The following is a 25055-nucleotide window of genomic DNA, read 5'->3' as shown; positions in this document are numbered from 1 at the left end:
GCATAAATGAAGCATGACATCTTGATTTTTGATCTGGACGGCACCATCAGTGACCCCAAAGAGGGGATCGTTAAATCATTCAATTACGCCCTCGCCCATGGCGGGCTGCCCGAATTGCCCGAGCAGAAGATAGCCAAATACATTGGACCACCACTGGACAAGACGTTTATCGCGTTAACGGGCAATCATGACCCACAATTCATCGCCGATCTGGTGGCCCGCTACCGTGAGCGATACGCAGACATAGGTTATTCTGAAAACAGGCTTTATGACGGTGTAAAAGACACCTTGCTTACCCTGCACAATCAGAAAATACACATGGGTATCTGCACGTCAAAGCCTGCTGTCTTTGCCAAACAGATTCTGACGCTGTTCGGCCTGGACGGCCTGTTCGAATTTATCAATGGTGGCGATGTCGGGATTGAAAAGTGGCAGCAACTGCAAGACTTGCGGCAGCGGTTCACGATCAGCCAGCATTCACTCATGATTGGCGACAGAGCGGTTGACCTGACAGCGGCCCGCAAGAATGGCCTGCAATCTGCCGGTGTGCTCTGGGGCTATGGTTCAAGCAAAGAGCTGGAAACTGAGCATCCCGCTTATATGTTTGAAACGCCAGCACAATGGCTGCAACTGATTCAATAACCGGTAATCGTATCACTAAATGCAAGGAATCATCTGCTATGACAGGGAATACAGAACGCTTTTCAGACCGGGTCGATGACTATCTGAAATATCGCCCCGGCTACCCGCTCGCCTTGATCGAGACGTTAGTGTCTCAAACCCATCTCGATAGTCAGTCACAGATTGCCGATATCGGCGCGGGTACCGGCATACTGACAAAATTGCTGCTCGATAAAGGGCTTCAGGTGAGCGCCATTGAACCCAATGACGCCATGCGGTTTGCTGCTGATCAGCAACTGGCAGAATACTCTGGCTATACCAGTTCGGCCGCACCTGCTGAACGCACAGGTTTAGCTGATGCGTCGGTTGATCTGATCACCGCCGCCCAGTCTTTTCATTGGTTTTGCAATGAGCAAACCCGTCGCGAGTTTCAGCGCATTGCCAGACCAGGCGCGCATCTCGCGTTAATCTGGAATCAGCGCAAGCTCTGCACACCGATTCAACAGCAGTATGATGACCTGTTGGCCCAGTACGGCACGGATTACACCAGCGTCAATCACATGAATCTGACCGACGGCGATCTCAGTCATTTCTTTGCCGATGGCCAAATGCAAAAACTGGCCTTTGAATACCGGCAATATTTCGACTTAGACGGTTTTATCGGCAGAGTACGTTCAGCGTCTTATTGCCCGCCGCAAGACAGCGCCGCTTACCATGCGCTCACTGATGCCCTGACGACTTTATTTCATACTCACCAGATCGACGGACAGTTGACCTTCGACTACGACACCTACCTCTATCTGGGTAAAATTCACAAACCATAAATCATCCACAGACAGCGGGTACTCTATCCGCTGTCTGCCCTGACCGCTTTCTGACCGCTTTATCCGAGCCGCGCACCAACGGGGATATCCTGATCCGGCACAGCCAGCACGACAGAGCCATCTTCGCGATAGAATCCGGTCACCAGGCATTCCGACATAAAGGGGCCGATCTGTTTGGCCGGAAAGTTGACCACTGCCATCACCTTTTTACCGACCAGCGTTGTTGCGTCATATAAGTCGGTAATTTGCGCGCTGCTTTTACGCTGGCCTATGTCCTCACCAAAATCCAGCCAGAGCTTAAACGCCGGCCGCCTTGCTTCCGGAAATGCTTCGACGGCAATGATCTGTCCGATTCTGAGATCCACTTTTTCGAAATCCTGCCAGCAAATATCCATACTCTTTCCTGCCTCACTGATTAAAAGAGGTTAGAAATTAGCGCAGAATTATTCCGCCGTTTTTGCTGAAAAGCCGGTTTTGTATTGCCAGAAGCCGAACTCTCACCGCTGGCGTATCTGTCGGGGCGTTTCCCCCCAGTACACCGAAAAACGACGGCTGAATACTGACACATCCGTAAAGCCTACCCGCTCGGCAATCAGGGAAACAGGTAAATCTGAATGCGCCAGCAGCGCTTTGGCTTTTGTCATACGCTGAGTGAGCAAGTACTGCCCCGTCGTCATCCCCATATGCTGCTTGAACAGCGTCTTGAACTGGCTGAGACTGAGGCAGGCCCGTACCGCCAGTTCACCAAGAGACGGTGTTCGACTGATATCTTCATTAAGAAAACGTACGGCTTCACTTATCCGGCCATCACGACAAGCGGGAATGACCTGATTCTGCAATAAGTGATAAAACAGCGCTGACATTGACTCTATCAAACCGGGCTGTGCCGACTGTGTCAGTTGAAGTTCCAGAAACTGACAATAGGCGACCAGTTCAGGCGAAGTCGCAAATACAGGTCGGGGTAACTGCTGTATGCTCTCTGGCAAGTTGTCCAGATCAGCAACCAGAAAACGGCATTTTTCATCCGCTTTAAACTCATGCATCATTTCAGCCCGGATAACCACACACTGCCCAGGTCCGACCTTTCCAGAGTAACCAGGCAATGTCATGGTTATATTGCCATGCAGGGGCAGCACTAACTGATGATACGTATGTAAATGAGCACGCATTACCAGAGAATAACTTCGAATCGATAGTCTGACCGTCATGTAAGCGATATCTCTGTCTCAGGGCTGCCATACCATGGAGAAAATATTACCTCTGGTCTGGCAGGATTTTTTTGGATAACCAGTTAAACAACTATGCTTTACGTTAGGTTGAGCAATTTAAAGTGTGACAGGATGACAGAAGCCCTTGCCCCAGACAAACAGCGTGGAATCAGTATTGTGATCCCCTTATTTCCAGAATTTTGCCTGCTGGATGTCAGTGGCCCGCTGACGCTGCTGAACGCGCTCGAAGAAGAGATTACAGTGACTCTGGTCTCTGAGAACGCCTCAGCCGTTATCAGTGAGCAGGGTGTCAGCCTGATGACCGAGGCCGACTATAATGACGATCTGTTCTGCGATCTGTTACTGGTACCGGGTGGTAAAGGCGTCAAAGCCAGTCTGAACAACCCTCAGTTGCTTCAATGGATAAGCCGCCAGGGCCGCAAAGCCAGAATTTGCTGTGCCGTTTGTACCGGATCGGCACTGCTGGCTCAGGCCGGACTGCTGGATCACAAAGCCGCAACCACCAGCAAACACCAGTATCATTGGGTCAGTGAGCTCAACCATAACGTGCAATGGCAGCCTGTTGCCAGATGGGTTCAGGATGAGAACACCTTCACCTCATCCGGCACTGCTGCAGGGCTGGATATGTCGCTTGGTCTCATTGCCTTTTTAATGGGGGAGGAAGCAGCACGTAAGGTTGCCATTGACGCAGAATACCTGTGGCGCAACGATCCGGACGACGATCCTTTTGCACCACTTCATCTGGTCGAGTGAATCAGTTGTCTGATTCCCACATCACCACGACCTCATCCGCGATGGCAGATTCCAGCATCTCAATCAGCGGTCTGGCTCTTGTCATCATACTGATCTGTGGCTCTTGATCTTCCCAGGGATCCTCTTCCGCTTCTGTTTCAGCCTGCTGAACCGCTTCTTGTTTTTCTGCTTCTGCCAGTTTACTTTGCAGATTCGACAACGCTTGCGGCACGTCATCGACATCAATGATACCGGGAATATTTTCGCAGTATCCCATCATATGAATCAGTTGTTTTGCCACATCGCCAAACATGGTGATGTTGGCACTGGCTTGGGAGTGAAAGGTAATTAACATGCGTCATCCTCTTATTGTTCAACATTTGCTATGGCTTTGGCTTTATCCCGCCGGGCGAACACATAGCCGGCCATCACACCGGCCAGCGCGCCGGACAAATGACTTTCGTAGCTTATCCAGCTATGCGCGGGAATGATCCCCGTCAGCATCGGGCCGTAAAAAAACATCACAATCAAAGCAATCGCCATCGACTTGATACTACGTCTGAGCACGGCATAAACCAATAGATACGCCCAGAGTCCGTAGATAATACCGCTTAAGCCAATATGGTAATGCATGCGGCCAAATAACCACACGCCTGCCCCGCTGACCGCCCAACTGATCATAAAGACAGAGATCAATCTGGCCGTCCCTGAACGTGACACCAGATAAGCCAGGGCTGAAAATGACACCATATTACTGAATAGGTGTGCCCACGAGCCATGGATAAACGGATAGGCTAACAGGCCTATCGCATGGTTAAGGTGTCTTGGCAGCAAGCCAAAATCCAGCAGGTAGCCATTCAGCAGTACATTGACAACCTGTACGACAAAACAAACCACAACGACTGCGCCAATAAAACAGATGGCGTCTTTGTCACTTTGATCCAACAGGCTCTCCTCCAGCGGGGTCTTTAGAAAGTATAAGCCTGCTGAACAGATAAGCCCATGGATTTGTTACCAAAATGACTGGCGTTGCCGATAGGGTTTATCCGCTTTGTTACGCTGCCTGTATCCGGCGATGTGAAAATTCTTCCCCAGAATCAACCTCAGCTGGCTGATGGTTTCTCTAGCCAGCAAATACCGTTCGCTGCGAGACCAGCTGCTGGTTGTGGTTGATTTGATGGCAGCAATCGCATCTGGCGACGCCTGACAGAACTGCTGAGCCAGCACTTGCGCGGCTTGGCGTGGGTTATCATGAATTTCCGTGACCAGGCCAAGTTGCTGCGCGCGAGAGCCGGATACGATTTCGCCGGTCATCGTGAGCTTCATCGCCACATCTTTTGCCACCAACTCGCGCAGTGACAGTAAGCCCGCCATATCTGGCACCAGGCCCCAGCGTATCTCCATGATAGACAGTTCAGATTCCGGTGTGGCAAAACGAAAATCGGCCCCCAGCACTATCTGCATGCCACCGCCATAACAACGCCCTTCTATCGCAGCAATCACTGGCACGGGAATACGGCGCCAGTTGCGCGATACCCGCTGGGCGAGATTGGCATTGCCCGGCATCCATTTTTTGAGCACTCCCAACACCTTGCTCGGTGAGGTCGCTACACTCTTAACATCCAGGCCACTGCTGAAGTTACCGCCCTCACCGGTTAAAATAATGGCACGAATATCTTTTCGCTTACGCAAAGACTGGCTGACGCTATCCAGTTCTTTGAATAACCTGATATCCAGCGCATTCAGTTTCTCAGGCCGATTTAAAGAGACGGTAACAATACCCTCTTCTTCTGTTACCAAAAGCCGTTGCCAGTTTGACATGCTACATCCTTGTTTGTTATCTGGTCAGTCCAGATAAGTGTACCTGACTGATTGATAAAATCAGCTGGCAGATGATGAAACTCTGCCCGGTGCCACACAGGAGCTACTTCTTTACCGCCTGATAGCCCATGACATCAGCAAATCGCTGCCAGTCGGCAGAGTCCGGGCTGGTAAGCGGCTGATAAACATGTACAACCGCTGTTTCACCTGCCGGGGTGCACGTTTCCCCCATCAGGGCAATGGAGGCACTAAAGAGTGGTACATCTGCTGCCTGGCACCATTCCCCTTCCATTCGACCCTTTTGACGACGACAAAACGCCTGAATGCGCGCTTGGTAGTCTTTAACTGAAAAATCACCGGACAGGCACCAAATACGCTCATACTCCACATAGCCGTCTAGCGGATGAAAAAGAAGGCCGGGTATCTCTGTCTTATCTGCTCGCTCTGCTTTGTCTGACTGGGCATCGCTCACTCTGGTCTGGTCGATGAAATGAACCGACAGGCTGACAATGTCTGTCTCGGCCCCCTGTGCCGCAGGGTTTTCCGCCAACAGACGACTACCAGCAGCAACGAAAATGATTAGCACAGCAAAACAACCACCTGCGACTTTCATTCTTGCTCCCGGATGAAAAATGTCACTCTCAGATGTATTGATTATAGAAGCCACCAAAACGCTATACTCAAAGCAACCGGGATCCAATCAGCTAGCGAGGGTAATGGCATGAGAGCTTTACTGATACTTATCCCCAGTGTCCTGATTCTGCTGAGCGGGTGCAGCGCCAAGGTATCCACTGACTACAATGCAAACGTCGACTTCGGCCAGTACAAAACCTTCCAGTTTGCTGAGCCTGGAAAATCGTCGATTGTCAGTCTTGATAAAGCGCGGCTGGAAGACACCATCAAACGGGAATTAAGATATAAAGGTCTGCAACCGGTACTGGAAGCAGAGCCAAAGGCTGATATCACGGTTCACCCCTATATCCGGGAAATGACAGATTTTGACTCTTACGGCACCTCAGTCGGATTTGGAGTTGGTTACGGTTATAGCAGCATTGCCTATTCAGCCCCTGTCAGATTCCGTGAATACACCTATGGCAAGCTGATCGTTGAATTAATTGATAACAAAACCAATAAAGTTATCTGGCGTTCTATTTCCCGTCGCCAACTGACAGAAAGCATGACCCCGACAGCCAGAGACAACTTCATACAGGAACAGGTCAGTGAAATGTTCACACAGTACCCGCCCGGTCAGGGCGGCTGATATCACCTCAAGCGCCATACCTGAATACAAAAAAAAGCGAGAGCCCGGTCAGACTCTCGCTTTTTCAATCATCGCTGGCGCTGAGTGGCCGCGCCGATATCAGATCATGACTTCTGACGACGCTGTTCGACTTTATCTGCCAGCTCACGCAACACGTTTTCAGTGTCTTCCCAACCAATACAGGCATCCGTGATGCTCTGGCCGTAAGTAGCAACCTTGCCATCGACAATATCCTGACGACCTTCAACCAGATGACTTTCAATCATCACCCCGAAGATAGCTTTGTTACCGCTGGCAATCTGCTGACCCACATCTTCAGCAACCAGAACCTGGCGCTTATACTGCTTCAGGCTGTTGGCGTGGCTGAAGTCGATCATCACTTTCTGACGATGACCCGCATTTTCGAGTTGATCAACCACAGCATTCACATGCTCCGCGCTATAATTCGGCTCTTTACCGCCACGCAGAATGATATGGCAGTCTTCATTACCCGCCGTTGATACAATCGCGGAATGACCGAACTTGGTTACGGAAAGGAAATGGTGTGGCGCACTGGCGGAACCGATAGCATCAGTGGCAATTTTGATATTGCCGTCTGTACCGTTTTTAAATCCCACCGGACAAGACAAACCAGAGGCCAGTTCACGGTGAACCTGGGACTCAGTGGTACGCGCACCGATTGCGCCCCAACTGATGAGATCACCCATGTACTGTGGTGTGATCATGTCCAGGAATTCACCGGCTGTCGGCATGCCCATATCGGTCAAATCCAGCAGCAGTTTACGACCCATACGCAAGCCGTCATTTAACTGAAAGCTGTCATCCATATACGGGTCGTTAATCAAACCTTTCCAGCCAACTGTAGTACGTGGCTTTTCAAAGTAGACACGCATAACAATTTCCAGACGATCTTTCAGTTCGTCACGCAATGTTTTCAGGCGGGCTCCATACTCAATAGCCGCTTTCGTATCGTGAATGGAGCAAGGGCCAACCACTACCAGCAAGCGATCATCTTCATCATTTAAAATGTTATGAATGGCTTTACGCGCTTCATAGACAGTTTCAGATGCGTTTTCAGTGGCCGGAAACTTTTCCAGCACGGCTACCGGCGGCAATAATTCTTTAATTTCTTTAATTCTTACGTCGTCTGTTTTGTGCATACTGCTTACTTCCAATTACATATCGTGGCCTGATATGGTCAGTATCAGGCCGATCATCTACTCCAACAGGCATTTAACTTATCGCCTTCATCCTGTATGTGCAAACGCTAATTGAAAATGAATGACAAACGCTATTCTTATACTTTCAGCCTGATTTTCATGCCATTCGCCAACACAGACCTGTAAGACGATATTTACAGGCATTTTTCCTGTATCACCTTAAAATACTCTGCCTATTAATTATTATGCAGCAGATTGAGTTACCAGAAAAAATTATACCTTTTGAAACAAATGCTTCAATTCAGGCCAAAGCGCAGCCAGATCGAGATGCTTTTCGATTTCATCAGCCAGCCGTTCAATGTTTTCCGCTTTGATTTGTTCCATGTCTGGCGTCTGGCAGTCCGATAAACCGGCCCAGCTCAGAATAGCGCTGCAGGCTGAGGGTTTATCAAACACGCCGTGTAAATAAGTACCGAACACCTGATCATCAACACCGATTGCACCATCAGCAAGATTCCCGCTGTCTGTGTGCAAATGAACCGGTGCTGAGTCCAGCGTCACACCCGATGTCACCCCGGCGTGAATTTCGTAACCACTGACCTCAACCGACGGCATGCCTGGCAGACGTAATGTGCCCTGAGAGCGTTTAAGCTGCTTTTCGGGCTCCAAAACCGTCGTAATTGGCAAGTAACCTAAACCCGGACTTTGACCCGGTTCCCCTTCCAGGCCATGCGGATCGGATACCCATTCGCCCAGCATCTGGTAACCGCCGCAAATACCCATGACCTTGCCGCCAAGGCGAAGGTGCCGGGCAATCTGCTTATCCCAGCCCTGTTCACGCAGGTAAGCTAAATCGCTGCGCACGCTTTTGCTACCGGGCAGAATAATCAGATCGGCAGCAGGCAATGGCTCCCCTTTACCTGTCAGGTGAACATTGACCTGAGGATGCATCCGCAATGCATCGAAATCGGTGTGATTACTGATTCGGGTTAATACAGGCACCGCAACCTGCAAGGGTTTGTCTACTTTTTCCACCTGTTGAACAGAAATCGCATCTTCCGCTTCGAGCATCAGGCCATGCAGATACGGCAATACACCCAGTACAGGTTTGCCTGTTTTCTGCTCCAGCCAGTCAAGCCCGGATTGCAATAAGGTGATATCGCCGCGAAATCGGTTAATGACAAAGCCTTTTACTCTGGCCTGCTCCGACTCAGACAATAAGGCAAGCGTGCCGTACAGATGCGCAAAAACACCGCCGCGATCTATGTCGGCCACAATGATAACCGGCACATCGGCAGGTTCGGCAAAGCCCATATTGGCGACATCGTTTTCGCGCAGATTGACTTCAGCCGGACTACCGGCCCCTTCAATCACCACAGTGTCGTAGCGCTGCTGCAGGCGGGCGAAAGATGCCAGAATTGAAGGCAACACAAATTGCTTGTAACCCTGAAAGCCAATGGCATCCATGTCCTCGACAGCCCTGCCCTGCACGATCACCTGGGCGGCAGTGTCCGTGTTCGGTTTGAGCAATACCGGGTTCATATCTACTGTTGGCTCAATACCGCAGGCGAAAGCCTGAACTGCCTGAGCGCGACCAATCTCACCGCCATCAGCGGTAACCGCACTGTTCAGTGCCATGTTTTGCGGTTTGAACGGCGCGACCTGAATGCCTTTTCTTGCCAGCACCCGACACAATCCGGCAACCAGCACACTTTTTCCTGCATCAGATGTAGTCCCCTGAACCATCAGGGCACGAACTGTTGATTGCATGTCTTTTCTCTCGTTGAATATCAATGACACTGTAACGAACTATTTTGGCGTTGTGTCAGATTAAGTCAGAAAGGCAGCTTAATGAAAAAAGCAGCCAGTGATGATAACTGACTGCTTTTTACTCTTCCCTGTCGGTTCAGCTTGCTAACGGATTCACACTTTGAGCCGGGGCTTTTTTAGACCAGTACGCCGCCAGCATTGAACCTGAAATGTTATGCCAGATTGAAAACAGCGTACCGGGTATCGCCGCAACCGGGGAAAAGAATTTCATCGCCAGCGCCGTCGCCAGACCGGAATTTTGCAGGCCAACTTCAATGGCAATGGTACGGCAGACTGTCTCATTGAATCCCAACAGACGGCAGGAAAAATACCCAGCAGCCAGGCCAATACCATTATGAAGAATAACCGCCAGCGCGATCACCGGCCCGATTTGCGTCAGGCTTTCAGCATTGAGCGCCACGACAATCGCAATGATAATGACAATGGCAACCACAGACAGCAAAGGCAAAACAGGGGCAAGCCGACGCGTGAAGCCTGCAACAAAATGATTAATCAGCACCCCGCCCAGCACAGGTAGCAAGACCATTTTTACCAGACTGGAGAGCATCGCCATCATAGGGACTTCGACACTCAGCCCCGCCAGGGAGCCGGTCAGCAGCGGTGTCAGAAACACGCCGAGTAAGGTCGACATTGCCGTCATGGTAATGGATAACGCAACATCCCCTTTGGCGAGATAGCAAATCACATTAGATGCCGTACCACCGGCAACACTGCCCACCAACACCATACCAACGGTTTGCTCAGGGTTAAACCCCAATGCCAGACTGAGCACTATGGCCACCAGAGGCATGACGGTAAACTGCAACAGTACACCGACACTCACCGCACGTTTGTTCTGTACTGCCGCCAGAAAATCCGTCATTTTCAGCGTCAGCCCCATTGTTAACATCACAAATGTCAGCAAAGGTACGATCGCGGCTTTCAACTCAACAAAAAAAGCCGGTTGCACATAGGCATAACCGGATAGCAGCACAGCCCACAGCGGAAAAAGTCTGATCACAATCCCTAGCATCTTATTCCCTCAATTATTCTAATGTCATTCCATGGTGTGCCGGAAAAATGGCAGCAAATGGCCTGTGACTTCTTCCGGTTGCTCCAGGGGTGTTAAATGGCCCGCCTCTGCAATCAGCTCAAGACGGCTGCCTGTCACACCATCCAGCATCAGATGCGATTCCAGCACAGAACGAATTCTGTCTTGCGCCCCCACTAACAGCAGGCATGGGAGAGCAAAGTTTTCGGCATCTTCAAAACTGTCACGGCGACCAAACCACATACGCCCGGCCTGGGTCAGCGCACTGACCGCACCGCCCTGATATTGCGCTAAACGGGTACGAAACCGCGCAGCCAGTTCAGGCTGACGCCGTTCTGCATTCTGGCCGAACTGCAAAGGGGTAAAGAAATCGATAAATGGCTGGCTGAAACACTGAGCAGATTCAGCCTCACGTAACAGCGCCTGATATTTCAGGTTAACCACTTCAGGCTCTAATCCGGCAAAGCTGTCCAGCAGCGCCAGAGCTTTCACTTTAGCAGGGGCAAGCACACCCAGTTCAATCGCCCAGCTTCCGCCCAGCGAATGACCAACAACACCCACTTGATCCAGGCCAAGGTGTTCCAGTAATTCATTGATCAAACTGGCATAATCAGCCAGTGTTGCGCTGGCGGACGGCGCGGCATCAGATTCGCCGTGCCCCCAGAAGTCCGGCACGATACAACGAAAATGCTGACTGAGCGCTGCTGTCTGATGTTGCCACATAGTGCTGTCCCACAGGTAAGCATGGCCCAGAAGGATCACCGGACCCTGCCCAATGTCCTGATAACTGATGCTCTTAAATCGATGCCTTTGCTGCGGGGAAATACGGTTCATTGTTGCTCCAAGTCTTCTTTTGTACTTATACCAACCTACATAAGTCTTTGATCATTCTTGCTGGTTAAAACCGATAACCACTGCCTTATGGATTTTGTCGTTAGAACCGCTCGCGAGCTGCACGCCATGCCTTGTTCTAAGCGATTTTTCCTGCGCATTGATTGAACACTGACTTATCCAGATTGGTATTAATTCTGCTCTGCCATAGTCGCAGGTGTGAATTTCGCGACCACTTTATGCATGCCTTGCTGGAAACACAGCCAGGCCATCAATCCGGCGGCAAGATTACCAAACATCGCCCCGATAAACAGGCCTTTTATTCCGCCAAAGTGCGCGCCCAGCCAGATCAACGGAAGAAAACAGGCAAATAACCTTAAACAGGAAATCACCAATGCCCGCATCGGCATCCCCAGCGCATTACTCACCGAAACCATCAGCATACACACCCCAAGCGGGCCAAGGCTGACGGGCACCCAGCGAAGATGAACAGAAAGAAGCTGGCTGACGGATGGATCGCTGCTTAACACGGACGGCAGCCATACAGACAACATCAGCAAAATCGCAGCGATCGCAAACTGCCAGACCATGATAAATTTCACCGCCAGCCGGATTAATGCCGTGATTGATGCCATGTCCTTTTGTCCCAGACAGCGGCCCACCATAGGCGGCATAGACATAGTGAGCGCCAGCACTACCACAATAGAGAAAAATTCCAGTCTGGATCCTAACGCCCAGGCGGCGACGGCAGCAGCACCGAAGCCGGCAACCAGTTTTGTTGCCAGCATGGAAGCCAGCGGCGGCATCAGCTGGCTGAGCATGGCGGGCGCCATAATGTTCAGGAGCTCTTTTATCGATGCCATGACATGCAGGCCCTGCCAGTTCAACGACATCCAATGCCGTTTGATAACAACAGGAAACATCACCAGCATGCCGATGGCAAATGCCACTATGGTTGCCATTGCAGCACCGACAAGCCCAAGATCCAGCGTGAAAATAAAGAGCGGATCCAACACCATGTTCAGCACGCTGGTTACCACCATCATGATACCGGGTAGCACTGTATTGCCATTGGCCCGGCACAAACTGTAGGCAAAATAGACCATGGCACCCAGCCAGGCACTGCACAGCCAGTACGGCCAATAAGCATCAATGAGTGGCCGGACGTTATCCGGCGCGCTCAGCAATGAAAGGATTGGTCCTCTCAATAACCAGATGGCAATCCCGACAACAACGACTATCAGAGCACCGGTCAGAACAACCAGTCCACCTAACTGCTTGGCACGCCGCTCGTCACCACTGCCGAGCACCCGTGAGATCACCGCCGTCGTGGCAATACCCAGTCCAACCTGAAGACCGATAATGATCATCTGTATCGGTAGCGTGAAGCCCTGGGCAGCAAGAGGCAACACACCCAATTGTCCGATAAAGGCACTGTCGACCAGTTGAAAGCTCATCAACGAAAGTACACCGAACATCATCGGCCAGGTCATAGAAAACAGCTGTCGCGACAGCGAACCTGCATGGGTGGAATCAGTGGCATTAGATCGGGGCATAATCAGAAATTCGTCAGAAAAAAGAAAAGTGTAAAGGGCTGGTACGTCAGTACGAAGACAGTGAGTGAAAGTAGTCGGAAAAATCCCCGCCTATGTGGCAGGGATCAAGCGATGATGAAACTCAGAAATTAGTTAGTTACTAATGTCACCAGATCGGCGGGACGATAATACACAGATTTCAGGACTTTCCCTTTGCGTATGACTTTGTCTTCCAACTCAACATCTTTGGCACATTTAGCAATGATGTAATCGCCTTTCTGGTTACCTGTAATCTCTACGCCCTGCTTGGCATAAAACGCCTGTGTTTCCGAAAATTCCTGCTCGTTACGGCACACCTTGCTCATATTGCTGGCATGCACTTCGTCCCAGCAGGGAACGAAATCGATATTGAGTCGTTTGGCAATTTGCAGTAACAGGTCAATCATATAACTGATACCCAAGTTGTCCTGAACCTTGCTGTCACCCAGGTGCACCAGCCGTCCCATCAGCACATAAACAGTGTCGACAATGGCATCGGCCTGCTCAACCAGAGAATCAGCTTCCGCCAGTTCTGTCAGTTCTTCTACTGCCAGCGAGGTATGTAACTGGTCCATTTGCTCATTCAGCGTCGATGGATTCTCAATGTCCAGATCAAACGTAGTACGAAACTCTCTAATGTCACGATACAAGTGGTCAAACAATGCCTGATCCAGCACAGTCAGTTTCATACTAAATTCCTCATCAATCTATCGTCATCGTGCGAAGCGGAAAGTCGCTGCATCCCTCAGTTATTAAGGTGGCGGCATCAGCTACACGGTTAAAAGTCGGCGAATGGTAACACACTCATTCCGAGCTTTCATTTTTCTTCTCCGAACACAAAAGCAAGATTTCACCTTCATTTGACTGACATTTAGGCAATATTCAACTTATGCATTACACCCTGCCGCATATGCAATAGTGATTTGTGACGTAAATCACTGAATTGATTAATTTGTCGAATACAATACGCCCACGATTTCATAGAAAAAAAGTACGATTATGTGTCCACATTGCAAAAGCAAGAGTGTTCCTCTGCGTATTCGCCGAACGATGTTAGATAAAATCATTAACAAAAATAGTCATAAGTTCCAGTGCAGCCGTTGCAGCAAACACTATTTCATCAAACTCGGCAGCTATGTGGGGGCAGCGACAACGAATCGCTGAACAATACCTGGACGTTTACCGTCATTGAACTGTTATAATCCTGAGGCATATCAGATACAGTCGTTACCTGTCTCATTTTTCTTGATGGTACTGATCACACATGATTTCCGGACATCGCGGAGCCGCTGCACTGGCTCCTGAAAACACCCTGGCAGGCTTGCAGGAAGCCGCTAAACATCAGATTCAGTGGGTTGAAATGGATACCCAACTCTGTGCGGATTTTATCCCGGTAATATTTCACGACAAAAAAGTGAACCGCTGCACCAACGGACGGGGTTATGTACGTGAACTGAATCTGGCTGAATTGAAAGCACTTGACGCCGGTAGCTGGTTTAGCACCAACTTTACCAATGAACGCATTCTGACGCTGGAAGAAGCACTCACTGCCTGCCGTGCATACCAACTTAAGCTCAATCTGGAAATCAAGATTCATGATGAAGCAGACACCGAGCAACTGATCAGTAAGGTTGCAGACACCATTGCGGCCAATGGTTTCCCTGCGGAATCGCTGATATTGTCGAGCTTTTCCGTTAACGCTGTCGCCTGTTGCCAGCAGGTGATGCCTCATATCCGCCGAGGGTTGATCTGCGACAGCGTGCCGGAAGATCTGATGGGATTGTCAGAGAAACTTGAACTGTTCAGTGTCCATATAGACTATCGGTTACTGAACGAAACACTGGCGAGCACGATCAAACAGGCCGGGTTGGATCTTCATATCTGGACCATGAATAAACCGGAACTGGTTGCACAATTTTACCAGTGGGGCGTCGATATCATTATTACTGACAACCCGCCACTTCTGCTCTCTCCTCTTTCCTGAAATAAGCCGGGCTTATTTCAGGCCGGATATCCGCCTTTATTGCGTAATTTTTCAGCTAAAGCTCAAATCATCTGCCACAGGCTATGATTATTGCTCTATAATCCGTGGTTTTGGTCAGTCATACCAAACGGAATCCTCAGCTTAGCGTTTCGTTCGGTATACCGTCTGTAGGAATGTAACATGTCATTTGCTTCACAAAATTTTGCTCCGGAAATTGTTCGCGCTTTGGATGAATGTGGTTATGAAAAAATGACGCCCATTCAGCAAAAAGCGATACCTGCTGCTCGTCGTGGTGAGGACATTGTGGCAAATGCCCAGACTGGTACGGGCAAAACAGCCGCTTTTTCGCTGCCGATCATTCAGAAAATTGCCGACACCCCCAAGCCGAGAAAAAGTTATACGACGCGCGCGCTGATCCTGGCGCCAACACGTGAACTGGCAGAGCAGATTGCACGTAATATTTCAGATTACAGCCAGTATCTGGAATTACGTGTTGCTGCTGTTTTCGGCGGAAAGAAAATGTCGAGTCAGGAAAAGCAGCTTGAAAGTGGCGTCGACATTCTGGTTGCAACACCAGGCCGCTTAATTGAGCACCTGGATTTAGGTAATCTGTCGTTAACGAACCTGGAATTTCTGGTGTTTGACGAAGCTGACCGTATGTTAGATATGGGCTTCATTAGCGATATCCGCACTATTATGAGTGGCATTCAGGGCCATCCGCAAACCATGCTGTTCTCTGCCACATTCTCCAGCCTGATGAACAAACTGGCTGGCGACATCACAAATAAGCCAAAGCGTATTTCTGTCACACCTGAAAACTCCACGGCAGAAACCGTGGCGCATGTGGTTTACCCTGTTGATGAAGATCGCAAACGCGAGCTGCTTTCTGAGCTGATTGGTAAAAAGAACTGGCAGCAGGTACTGGTGTTTGTGAATTACAAAGAAACCGCCAATGACCTGGTGACAGAGCTGAAACTCGACGGTATCAAAGCCGTTCTTTGTCATGGTGATAAAGCACAAAGTGCGCGTCGCCGTGCGCTGGAAGAGTTTACGACAGGGAAAGCCCGGGTGATGGTTGCGACGGAAGTTGCTGCACGCGGACTGGATATTCAAGGCTTACCGCATGTTGTGAACTATGACATGCCATTTCTTGCCGAAGATTATGTACACCGCATTGGCCGTACCGGTCGTGCCGGTCAGCAAGGCCATGCCATTTCCTTTGTCAGCCGCGAAGAAGAACTGACCTTGATGCAAGTTGAAAAACTCATCAAGCAACGCATTCGCCGGGTCATTCTTGAAGGTTATGAGCCTGCTAAACGTGATGCACTGATTGAGAAACTGAACACCAAAGCCTCATACCGTGATCGCAAAGGCCGTACCAATAATCCGGATCAATCTGCTGCAGAGCGCCGGATGCGATTACAAAAAGCGATACGTAGCCGCAGTGCTGCACCTAAAACATTGAAAAAATAATTGTTATAGAACACAACACCCTCCAGCCTCAGCAGCTGGGGGGTGTTTTAAAGCCATCAGGATTGCATTTTACTGAGATACATTCTTGAATCCGCTTTCGCCAGAATCTCGTCCAGGTTCATCACTTTACCTGCCGGCAAGCTGTAGACGCCGGCACTGAAAGATAACTGATACGGGCGGTTTTGCCGGGTATTGAACACATCGACCGTCTGTTGAAAACGCTCTATAGTCTGCCGCGTTTCCTCTTCCGTCATCCCTGAATACAGTACGACAAACTCATCCCCGCCAACTCTGGCAAATAAATCGGAATAGCGAAAACTCTGGCTGATCAGCAAGGCAAAATCTTTCAGCGCATTATCACCGGCCTGATGGCCAAATTGATCATTAATGTCTTTGAATTTATTGAGATCGAAAAATGCCAGTGAAAACGGCGTGCCATGAAGATGGCTGTTTTCCAGGCTCTTGGTCGCCAGTTTGATGAAACCGCGGCGGTTGGATATCTGAGTCAATTCATCAATGGTTGCATCATGCAGGGCAGACAACTCCTGCTCGGCCATCTTGGCCAGATCAACCAGATCCCTGATTTCATCTTTGTTCATCGAGTGGGGCTGATGGTCGAAGATACACAAGGTGCCCAGCTTGTATTTATTGTCGTAAACCAAAGAGACACCCGCATAAAAGCGGATATGGGGAGGGCCGGAAACCAAAGGGTTATCATGAAACCGTTTATCCTGAGATGCATCAGAAACAATAAAAGGGCCATCAGCCAGGATTGCGTGTCCGCAAAATGACACTTCCCGGCTGGTTTCTATCAGTTCAGCACCGCAGCAGGATTTAAACCACTGTCTGTCATCACCAACCAGCGTCACTGTTGCAACCGGCACATTGAAAAGCCGCCTGGCAAGACGCGTTATCCGGTCGAACCTTTCTTCCCGATCCGTATCCAGCAAAGACAAGGAACGCAAGCATTGCAAACGCTCAACTTCGTTTCTGGGGTTCTCTGGTGCTAGCATAGTGACCGATCCTACGATTCAACAACTTCTCATTCAGCTAAGGCAAAATATATCATCTTGTCTTAGCTGAATGCCATTGGCTACTCGTTGCAACACAGGTAATCAGGGGGGTAAACATTTTTTGGCGGTTCATCAACAATGCCTGTCTCTGCGGCCAGAACAAGCCTTCGAGGCAAATTCCCTGAACCGTTTTCAGGCAAGAAAACGCTCGCTGTCAAAGAGTTAAAGGCTGCTCAGCAACAGACCGACAGCTTTATACCCACTCCCGGTGCTGCCTGTAGCATTAAAGCCCACAAGGTTTTAACACGTTAATTGTTTATAAAAAAATACCGTTGCATCGAACTGACCTGACGCACTCAGGGCAAAATCAGGGATTCTTCCCGCTTCTGTATAGCCCAGCTTACGATAGAGGGATGAAGCAACATCCCCTTCCCGGGTATCCAGCACAATCAGGCTGCGCTGCAATTGCTGACAGCATAATTCAGCTGTGGTCATCAATGCTTTTCCTACCCCTTTGCCGCGGGCAGCCGTGTTAACCATCAGTTTTTCCACTTCAGCCCTGTGGCACCCGTTACGTTTTGACGTCAATGCAAGCTGCACTGTGCCAATGACTGCATCCCCTTCACAGGCGACAAACAATTTACGCCCGTCACCTATGTCATTCGCCACCCCAAGCCAGTAAGCCTCGGCTTCCTCATCGCTTAACGGTGGCAAAAAACCTATTGAAGCACCGTCATCCACGCAGTTTTGCAACAGCGGAATTAACTGCGCCTTAAAAGGTGAAACGTCCTGAATCTCAATCACATCCATATTAGTTACCCTACAATCAAAATACTCTTTTACCTGCTAAATACTGTCTCTAGACAAGCGTGATCAAGGAGTCTGAATCACGCAGATCGGGAAATCACCCGGGTTTCTGCCGCCGCCCATATCCAAACACACATCTTCATAGCGAAAACGTTCAAATTGCATACCTGCCCAGAAAACAGCCAGCAGTATGGCCAGAGCAGCAACGACTTGCATCACTTTTTTCATAACAACCTCTCTCAGGCAAACTGAACCTCAGCCTGAACATACAGACCTCACCTGGCACAATCCGCTCAGGTGAGGCTATTTCCACATCCGGGTGCAGCGAAAGACAGCCCCGTTTTTTTCCAGCGGTGAAGATCCATTTCCAGAGTGACAGCGTCCCACCAGCGCCCTTTAAAGTAACGGTGGGAATGCAGCCGTTCGGTTTCGATCATACCAAGACGACGACAAAGTGCTATTGCCGCTTTATTGGCCGCCAACGTTTCTGCATACACTCGGTGAAGACCTAAATCTTCAAAACCAAAGTTGACTAACCCTATCATTGCTTCTTCAGCAATGCCCTGCCCATGACAGGCTCGCAGCAAACCGCAGCCAACCGACGCATCACCGCTGTTATCTATGCGTAATCCCGCAGTACCGATCAAAGGAGACACTGGCTCCTTGCCTTGTGCCAGACGGATCGCTAACTGATATTTTGCCCGGGGGCGTTCTCTGGCCTGCTCAACAAACAGAGTGACCAGATCACGCATAGCCTTCTCATTGCAATCTTGTTCACTGTAAAAACGCTGATACTTTTCATCTTGTGCCATCGCCAGATACGCATCTGTATCTGACGGCAGGAAATCCGTTAAGGCTAGCCGTGGTGTAGGAAGTACAAACATGCGGGCGATCCTTGAATCTTTTAATGATTATCTATAAAGCGGCCCTGACGTAAAAATGCCATGGTCTGAGCAATAACTTCATGATTGTTCATGATAAAGGTATGGCTGACCGGCAGGACCAGATGCGATTGCATCCCCTCGACCTGGGTACTGACGACCGACACTTTACCGTCATGAGGCAAAGGCAACAGCCAGGAGGTCAGCAGGCTGATACTGTAATTGCCGGCAATCACGCCCAGCTCAAACTGAACCGGTCCGAGCGTATTAGGCACACTGGCCTTATCCGTGCCCAACTGTTGTCCCGCCGGGCCGTAAATCCACTGATACAGTGTAAAATCACGCATGGCATCCACAATTTCACTGCCTTTGTTAGGCGGAGCGAGCATCACGACCCTGCCAAGGCCTGCTATGCGATTTGCCGACAGATACTGCCGGACTAAGATGCCGCCCATTGAGTGTGTAACAAAATGAACCGGTTCAATGTGCTGGCACTGAGACAGAGCTGCTGGAATGACGGACGCCGCAAGGGACTCAATACTTGCCGTTGTCGACGGGTAATCCATATTCACAGTCTGATACCCTGCCAGCTCCAGTGCCTTTGTCATGGTATCCATCGCGTTTGCTGTTCTGGCAAGACCATGCAACAGGATCACACATCCCGGCGGCTGTGATGGCGCAGCCTTAACAGCGACAGATACCACAGTCATAACAAGCAGCAGAACAACCTTCACACCTTCATTTCTCATTCGCTATCAATCCTGACGGTGACCCCGGCCAATCTGGAAGACGCTTCAAAACATCCTTTAAAAATCAGAGATCTATTATGCATCAGGGTGAGTTTTAATGGAATCTTCGTCAGGGAAAGTCGCGAAAAAATGTATCGAAGGGAAGAGATTGAAAGAAAGATATCAAAGGAAATCACAACGAAAAACCCGCAGTCAGACTGCGGGTTGATAAAGGGTTAGGACACCGTGACATCAAATGCCAATCTCTCCGCCATCATTACGACGAATCACTACAGTGGCGGCACGAGGGCGAACCGTCTGGCCCGACGGGGTTTCTGTCGTCGCGTTATCAGAATACGGCCAATTGTCCGGATGCTGAATATTAATAAAGACAGACTTATAGTCAGGACTGATAGCAAAGCCCGTCACTTCACAACCGTTAGGGCCGACAAAAAAACGTTTCAGCTGGCTTTGGTTTGCGCCGGTGACCGCTTGCTGCTGACCCTGACTGTCCACCATAGCTGAGGGTACAATCGCCAGCATCTGATCATTGGTGTAACTGGTGACATCCGCCGCCCCGTTATCCGTCTGTACCCACAGGATACCGCGCTCATCAAATGCCAGGCCATCCGGGCTGGCAAACATATTGAGATCAGTCAGGCCAGACAGATTAGTGTCGGCGTCTGCACTGGCGGGTGAGCCAAACAGGAAAAGGTCCCAGCTGAACGAGGTCACATCGCTGCCTTCGTCCCAGCGGATAATATGACCAAAGTAGTTGTTCAGGCGCGGGTTTGCGACGTTGGCTTCTGTGCGGCTCGAATTGTTGGTCAGCGTCATATACACAGTACCGGTGAAGGGATCTATCGAAGCCCATTCCGGTCTATCCATTGGCGTTGCACCCACAAGATCAGCCGCCCCGGCGGTATTGAGCAAAATAGCGGCCAATGAATCGAACATATCGCCGAGCACACCACCGCCTGTAGTCGGGCTGTTCATCGTCAGTGGTAACCAGCTACCTGCACCGTCTTCTGAAAACTTCGCCACATACAGGGTGCCGTGATCCATATACTTATCGCCCGCAGCGCGGCGGTTTGACGGATTAGCATCTGCCGGGTCCCATACCGCGTCAGAGACAAATTTGTAGATGTATTCGAATTTAGAGTCATGCCCCGAGTAAAAAACAATCGGCTTTCCTTCCTCCACCTTGCCGAAGGCGCAGCCTTCATGACGGAAACGGCCCAAAGCGGTACGTTTTACCGCACGGGCATTCTGGCTGTACGGATCGATTTCAACGATATAACCAAAACCATTGGCTTCGTTGCGGTAATCGGCGGCGGCACTTGCTGCGGTTGGTGTAACATTAAAACGCGTGAATTCATCAAGGCGCTCATCGGCATCACCGGCCAGATCATCCCAGCCATAACGTGTAGCCGAGCCTGATACACCGATGCGATTCTGCTCTTCGGTCTTGGTACCTTTATTGACAAAATAACCCGGCCAGTTCTCTTCACACGTCAGATAAGTGCCCCAGGGGGTATAGCCGTTACCGCAGTTGTTCAGTGTGCCACGGGTCTGACTGCCATCGGGTGAAAAGCGGGTTTCGAGGTAAGAGGTGTACGCCAGCGGGCCTGCCATATCCATCACAGTAGCCGCCGTAAAACGTCGGTTAAGCGGATCGTTATCGACAATCGCCCACTGATTCCCATTCAATTTTACGCGAACCACACTGACGCCGTGAGCGTTGATCTCTTTGCGGATTTCTTCAGCACTAGCGCGCAGATTGGTGCCAGAATCTTTACTCGGGCCGTGAGGGTGCAGCGCATTCGAATCGATGTACTCATGGTTGATACACAGTAAACCGTCATCGGCGGCGTCGTTAAGCGGGAAAAAGTGCATGCCGTCATGATGCATCCCCATCGCGTTTGCCTGGTCCTCTGCCGAGTTATTGCCTGTGTTATCCCAGGCGCTGGCTTTATTATTCAGAGGTGTGCCCCAGGGCACCAATACCTGGGCAGAATAACCGGCCGGTACTGCTACGGCGTCCAGTAAAGAGCCGGGAATGGAATCAAAATTCAGCACAGCTGTGCTTCGGTTTGGCACTTCAGGATTTGTCCCCGAGCCGCCGTTAGATTTACCAGAGTTACTGTCGCTGCCACAGCCGGCCAGACCAAAAGTGCTCAAGGCAGTCAGTGCACCCAGACCAAGAGTGCTTTTCAGTGCGGTACGGCGGGAAAGGTGCTTATCAAGCACCTGTTGAAACGTTTCATTGCCACTTTTGTTATAACATGTTGGATCAAATGTTGCCTTGCTCATCAGACTTCCCCAGTTAAGTGCATTATCAGTTTTTATGTATGAACGGGCACACATACTGAGCGCATAGTGTTACAACTGGGCGTAATCTTAATGACGCTTCGATTTCATTATCTTTAAAAACATGATCTTACAATGAGCGAATTCAAACTGGCTTCAGGCTGCTTCTGCTTAGTCGCTCAGCTCAGTGTGAATGATGCCTGACTCCTGAAACACGCTTTTTGCCACTGTCATGCCGTTAATCGCGGCCGGAAAACCGGCATAGACGGCCATCTGCAATATCACTTCGACAATCTGCTGAGGCTGGCAGCCAATATGGAGTGCCCCTTTGATATGACTGGCCAGTTGCGGCTGGCAGTTGCCCATCGCCGTTAACGCCGAAATGGTCGCCAGCTCGCGGGTCTGGAAATCCAGCCCGTCTCTGGAAAGCACGTCACCAAACGGAAAGCTGATAATAAAATCGGCCAGCTCTGGACAAATTGCCTGAAAGGTTTCCTTCAAATGCTGCTCTGCATCCGGGTCGAGTTCGTTGAGCCTCGCCAGCCCGGCCTGATAACGTTTTGAATCCATAAATCGCCTGCTTTTATAAAAAATAGCGCCAAAAAAACCGCCTGCCGGCGGTTTTCACTGTATATTCGAAGGGGATTACAGGTACTGTTTAGCCACTTCCTGCGGCTCCATTTCAGCACCTTCCAGTTCCTGGTTCCAGTTCAGACCAACCAGTACTCCTTCTTCAGAAAGTGTGATCATCCAGTCCTGCACAAACACGTCTAACGGCAGCTGAGATGGCTGAAATTCAGCCCATTCTTCCACACAATGAAATTTTGCATCCGCTTCAGTGGACCAGAACGGCATGACTTCCGACTCTTCAAACTCGCTTGAGTCAACTGACAACCAATCCCCTTCTTCATTACACAGGCCGTACACCACATGCGTCTCTTTAGACTCAGTGAAGAACAATTCAGCATTCGCCTGTACGTCTGCAGTTAATTTCGTCATGATGATTTCTCTCTTGAGTGGGGGCTCGCTGGTTCGCGGGCTTGTTGGCGCAAATAGTAGCAAAGTTTGTGCGCAATGTAAGATCAAATTCTTGATGCGGCACAACGGCTTTACCTCTGTCCGTCTGCCAGGGCCATTGATTACTGGTCTGAGAATTCGCAAGCAGAGGATGAACAGAGATTGTCGCTGTGTCTAACTATTGAACGCTGGCTTCAGCACGCACCGCTTATACTTGAAATGACCACGAAGTGAGCATTATCGAGGTATACATGGCCACAATAGACTGGCAAACCTATCTTTTTCCATCCTCTCTGCAAGCGCCCCGTACGCACTTGGTTGAAGCGCATCAATTACTGGGTGAGCGACTCAGAGGGAAAGTGGCGGTTGACTGCGGGTGCGGCCATGGCAGAGATACCTTCTATCTGTTAGAACAGCGTTATCGCGTGTATGCCTTTGACAGTAATCTGGAGAGCCTGAGGCAGTTATCCACACACCCTCTTGCTGCCTCCAACCCGCTACTGGATCTGCAGCACTGCTCTTTCAGCGAATACCGCTTCCCTAAAGCCCATCTGGTGAATGCCAGTGCATCTTTGTTCTTCTGTCCGCGCGCCGATTTTTATGGTGTATGGCAGAAAATTGTACAGTGCGTCAATCCGGGGGGCATCTTCTGTGGTCACTTTCTGGGCATGAATGGTGATGATTCCGACTTTTCAGACAAGATAATGACGCACAGCAAGCCTGAGCTGGAGCGGCTGTTCAGCCAGTTCTACGTCGTGTCCTGGCAGCAACGCCATGAAGTCTCTTCGCAGCTGACGGGCGAAAAGCGCCAATGGCACATTCATACTTTCATTGCGATGAAAAAGTAGCAGCCATTGACTGTCATGCCTGGTTCGGATCAACGAAAAGCGGGGCTGTTGATTGGGTCGGCACTGTTGCTCATTGTTGTGACCCTGTACTGGGCACCGATTACCCAGCCAGCCAGTTTTTACGATTATGCCGATAACCACCAGCGATTGGGTATCAACAACTTCACCAACGTCATGTCCAACCTGCCGTTTGCCGTGGTCGGGTTGCTGGGTATCAGGCTACTTAGCCAGATCCCGTCGCGACAGGCTGATCAGGTTATCGAACCTGAAATATCCAGCGCGTATTTTCTGTTTTTTCAGGCCCTGTTAGCCACCAGCCTTGGCTCAGCGTTTTACCATCTCTCGCCCGATCCGTTCGGATTAATGTTAGATCGCATTCCGATCAGCCTGGCTTTTGTTAACTTGTATTGCATTGTTTTAAGCGAGTACATTTCGCCGAGGTTAGGACAGCGATTGCTGTTCCCATTTAATGTCTACGGGCTGCTTGCCGTTGTGTACTGGTATTTGATGACGACCACTCAGGGAGATGCAGCGGATTTAAGTGCGTATATTCTGATTCAGTTGCTGCCCATTGTGCATTTGCCACTGATTCTGATGCTGTATAAAGAAAGGCGCCCCGGTAGCAGATATTATCTGGCGGCACTGGTGACATATGGATTCGCCAAGATTGCGGAGCTGCAAGACACAGGTATATTTATGCTGACTGAAGGGTGGATAAGCGGCCACAGCATCAAGCATTTGTTGGCCGCTCTGGCAGGTTGGTGGATTTACCGCTTACTGCAATTGCGTACAGCAAAAAGATAAATTATTTTTCACCAATTCCGCGATGTTGTTTCGGTGCCAGCGTTATTTTGCCGAACCCCAGCTTACGGAAATGGCTGTCACGAAAATCTCTTACTGCCTTCTCGCCGCTGGACACAGCTTCTACCTGCTGTTCCATTTTCAGATATCCTGTTAAATCAATCCCTTCTGCGGCGGCAACCGCCTCATGAATGGAGCGAAACTGGCTGTAGGAAAAACTGATGTGCTTTTCCTGATCCTTATAGGTGTAAATAATTGTTCGTGACATAGCAGGACTCGA

Annotated in this window: 29 protein-coding genes; 8 read left to right on the top strand and 21 right to left on the bottom strand. The window is 50.1% G+C overall.

Annotated elements, in window-relative coordinates; genetic code table 11:
* Positions 1-6: 6 nt before the first annotated feature.
* Together KCG43_RS18035 and KCG43_RS18030 are read left to right on the top strand one after the other, a co-directional pair.
* Positions 7-642: an HAD family hydrolase gene (locus tag KCG43_RS18035; protein WP_192014157.1), complete on the top strand. Its 636-nt coding sequence runs from the start codon at positions 7-9 to the stop codon at positions 640-642.
* A 38-nt stretch (positions 643-680) separates the two neighbouring features.
* Positions 681-1445: a class I SAM-dependent methyltransferase gene (locus KCG43_RS18030; RefSeq protein WP_192014159.1), complete on the top strand. Its 765-nt coding sequence runs from the start codon at positions 681-683 to the stop codon at positions 1443-1445.
* A 59-nt stretch (positions 1446-1504) separates the two neighbouring features.
* On the opposite strand, the gene KCG43_RS18025 is transcribed toward KCG43_RS18030, so the two are convergent.
* Positions 1505-1840, bottom strand: a complete 336-nt coding sequence (locus KCG43_RS18025) for a tRNA-binding protein (protein WP_192014160.1) — start codon at positions 1838-1840, stop codon at positions 1505-1507.
* A gap of 102 nt (positions 1841-1942) precedes the next feature.
* On the bottom strand, positions 1943-2653 hold the full coding sequence (locus KCG43_RS18020; RefSeq protein WP_218386648.1) for an AraC family transcriptional regulator: 711 nt from the start codon (positions 2651-2653) through the stop codon (positions 1943-1945).
* A 132-nt stretch (positions 2654-2785) separates the two neighbouring features.
* Here KCG43_RS18020 and KCG43_RS18015 point away from each other — a divergent pair, with 132 nt between their 5' ends.
* Positions 2786-3427: a DJ-1/PfpI family protein gene (locus KCG43_RS18015; protein ID WP_218386645.1), complete on the top strand. Its 642-nt coding sequence runs from the start codon at positions 2786-2788 to the stop codon at positions 3425-3427.
* A gap of 1 nt (position 3428) precedes the next feature.
* On the opposite strand, the gene KCG43_RS18010 is transcribed toward KCG43_RS18015, so the two are convergent.
* The 4 genes from KCG43_RS18010 to KCG43_RS17995 all read right to left on the bottom strand — a co-directional run bounded on the left by KCG43_RS18010 (position 3429) and on the right by KCG43_RS17995 (position 5840).
* Complete coding sequence (locus KCG43_RS18010) at positions 3429-3761, bottom strand: DUF1840 domain-containing protein (RefSeq protein ID WP_192014163.1); 333 nt, start codon at positions 3759-3761, stop codon at positions 3429-3431.
* A gap of 11 nt (positions 3762-3772) precedes the next feature.
* Positions 3773-4351, bottom strand: a complete 579-nt coding sequence (locus tag KCG43_RS18005) for a rhomboid family intramembrane serine protease (protein WP_225445001.1) — start codon at positions 4349-4351, stop codon at positions 3773-3775.
* Positions 4352-4417: 66 nt separating this feature from the next.
* Positions 4418-5227, bottom strand: a complete 810-nt coding sequence (locus KCG43_RS18000; protein WP_192014164.1) for a crotonase/enoyl-CoA hydratase family protein — start codon at positions 5225-5227, stop codon at positions 4418-4420.
* 103 nt (positions 5228-5330) lie between these two features.
* Positions 5331-5840, bottom strand: a complete 510-nt coding sequence (locus KCG43_RS17995; RefSeq protein ID WP_218386643.1) for a hypothetical protein — start codon at positions 5838-5840, stop codon at positions 5331-5333.
* Between the two features lie 108 nt (positions 5841-5948).
* On the opposite strand from KCG43_RS17995, the gene KCG43_RS17990 reads away from it, so the two are divergent.
* A complete protein-coding gene (locus tag KCG43_RS17990) occupies positions 5949-6488 on the top strand; it encodes a DUF4136 domain-containing protein (protein ID WP_218386641.1) in 540 nt (179 codons plus the stop codon).
* Positions 6489-6592: 104 nt separating this feature from the next.
* On the opposite strand, the gene aroG is transcribed toward KCG43_RS17990, so the two are convergent.
* The 6 genes from aroG to KCG43_RS17960 form a co-directional block, all read right to left on the bottom strand.
* Complete coding sequence (aroG, locus tag KCG43_RS17985; protein ID WP_192014168.1) at positions 6593-7648, bottom strand: 3-deoxy-7-phosphoheptulonate synthase AroG; 1056 nt, start codon at positions 7646-7648, stop codon at positions 6593-6595.
* A gap of 273 nt (positions 7649-7921) precedes the next feature.
* A complete protein-coding gene (locus KCG43_RS17980; RefSeq protein ID WP_218386639.1) occupies positions 7922-9418 on the bottom strand; it encodes a cobyric acid synthase in 1497 nt (498 codons plus the stop codon).
* A 136-nt stretch (positions 9419-9554) separates the two neighbouring features.
* Positions 9555-10490: a bile acid:sodium symporter family protein gene (locus KCG43_RS17975; protein WP_218386636.1), complete on the bottom strand. Its 936-nt coding sequence runs from the start codon at positions 10488-10490 to the stop codon at positions 9555-9557.
* A gap of 24 nt (positions 10491-10514) precedes the next feature.
* Positions 10515-11342, bottom strand: a complete 828-nt coding sequence (locus KCG43_RS17970) for an alpha/beta fold hydrolase (RefSeq protein ID WP_218386634.1) — start codon at positions 11340-11342, stop codon at positions 10515-10517.
* A 188-nt stretch (positions 11343-11530) separates the two neighbouring features.
* Positions 11531-12895, bottom strand: coding sequence for an MATE family efflux transporter (locus KCG43_RS17965; RefSeq protein ID WP_225445002.1), 1365 nt, complete (start codon positions 12893-12895; stop codon positions 11531-11533).
* Between the two features lie 128 nt (positions 12896-13023).
* A complete protein-coding gene (locus KCG43_RS17960; protein WP_218386631.1) occupies positions 13024-13602 on the bottom strand; it encodes a nucleoside triphosphate pyrophosphohydrolase family protein in 579 nt (192 codons plus the stop codon).
* A 575-nt stretch (positions 13603-14177) separates the two neighbouring features.
* Between KCG43_RS17960 and KCG43_RS17950 the strand changes: the two genes are divergently transcribed.
* Positions 14178-14897, top strand: coding sequence for a glycerophosphodiester phosphodiesterase family protein (locus KCG43_RS17950; RefSeq protein ID WP_218386629.1), 720 nt, complete (start codon positions 14178-14180; stop codon positions 14895-14897).
* Positions 14898-15077: 180 nt separating this feature from the next.
* Positions 15078-16370, top strand: coding sequence for a DEAD/DEAH box helicase (locus tag KCG43_RS17945; RefSeq protein ID WP_218386626.1), 1293 nt, complete (start codon positions 15078-15080; stop codon positions 16368-16370).
* Positions 16371-16426: 56 nt separating this feature from the next.
* On the opposite strand, the gene KCG43_RS17940 is transcribed toward KCG43_RS17945, so the two are convergent.
* The 8 genes from KCG43_RS17940 to KCG43_RS17905 form a co-directional block, all read right to left on the bottom strand.
* Complete coding sequence (locus KCG43_RS17940) at positions 16427-17383, bottom strand: sensor domain-containing diguanylate cyclase (protein WP_218386624.1); 957 nt, start codon at positions 17381-17383, stop codon at positions 16427-16429.
* Positions 17384-17683: 300 nt separating this feature from the next.
* On the bottom strand, positions 17684-18193 hold the full coding sequence (locus KCG43_RS17935; protein WP_192014183.1) for a GNAT family N-acetyltransferase: 510 nt from the start codon (positions 18191-18193) through the stop codon (positions 17684-17686).
* 63 nt (positions 18194-18256) lie between these two features.
* The gene (locus KCG43_RS17930) at positions 18257-18418 is read right to left on the bottom strand and encodes a hypothetical protein (RefSeq protein WP_192014184.1); all 162 of its coding nucleotides are present in this window, start codon (positions 18416-18418) and stop codon (positions 18257-18259) included.
* Between the two features lie 65 nt (positions 18419-18483).
* A complete protein-coding gene (locus KCG43_RS17925) occupies positions 18484-19074 on the bottom strand; it encodes a GNAT family N-acetyltransferase (protein WP_218386622.1) in 591 nt (196 codons plus the stop codon).
* Positions 19075-19094: 20 nt separating this feature from the next.
* Positions 19095-19820 (bottom strand): triacylglycerol lipase, encoded by a 726-nt coding sequence (locus KCG43_RS17920; protein WP_218386619.1) that lies wholly within the window; start codon positions 19818-19820, stop codon positions 19095-19097.
* Positions 19821-20051: 231 nt separating this feature from the next.
* Positions 20052-22112 (bottom strand): PhoX family phosphatase, encoded by a 2061-nt coding sequence (locus KCG43_RS17915; RefSeq protein ID WP_218386617.1) that lies wholly within the window; start codon positions 22110-22112, stop codon positions 20052-20054.
* A gap of 168 nt (positions 22113-22280) precedes the next feature.
* On the bottom strand, positions 22281-22679 hold the full coding sequence (locus KCG43_RS17910; RefSeq protein ID WP_192014187.1) for a carboxymuconolactone decarboxylase family protein: 399 nt from the start codon (positions 22677-22679) through the stop codon (positions 22281-22283).
* Between the two features lie 75 nt (positions 22680-22754).
* Complete coding sequence (locus KCG43_RS17905) at positions 22755-23108, bottom strand: DUF2750 domain-containing protein (RefSeq protein WP_027254236.1); 354 nt, start codon at positions 23106-23108, stop codon at positions 22755-22757.
* 269 nt (positions 23109-23377) lie between these two features.
* Here KCG43_RS17905 and KCG43_RS17900 point away from each other — a divergent pair, with 269 nt between their 5' ends.
* Both KCG43_RS17900 and KCG43_RS17895 read left to right on the top strand, forming a co-directional pair.
* Positions 23378-23974, top strand: a complete 597-nt coding sequence (locus KCG43_RS17900; protein ID WP_192014544.1) for a class I SAM-dependent methyltransferase — start codon at positions 23378-23380, stop codon at positions 23972-23974.
* A 15-nt stretch (positions 23975-23989) separates the two neighbouring features.
* On the top strand, positions 23990-24778 hold the full coding sequence (locus KCG43_RS17895) for a ceramidase domain-containing protein (RefSeq protein ID WP_370630712.1): 789 nt from the start codon (positions 23990-23992) through the stop codon (positions 24776-24778).
* A 1-nt stretch (position 24779) separates the two neighbouring features.
* Here KCG43_RS17895 and KCG43_RS17890 read toward each other — a convergent pair whose 3' ends face one another.
* The gene (locus KCG43_RS17890) at positions 24780-25043 is read right to left on the bottom strand and encodes a DUF2960 domain-containing protein (RefSeq protein WP_120512255.1); all 264 of its coding nucleotides are present in this window, start codon (positions 25041-25043) and stop codon (positions 24780-24782) included.
* Between the last annotated feature and the right edge of the window lie 12 nt (positions 25044-25055).

This window comes from Photobacterium sp. WH24, assembly GCF_019204055.1.
Taxonomy (GTDB): Bacteria; Pseudomonadota; Gammaproteobacteria; order Enterobacterales; family Vibrionaceae; genus Photobacterium; species Photobacterium arenosum.
Note: the sequence above shows the minus strand (reverse complement) of the source record. Positions and strands in the feature narration are given on the sequence as shown.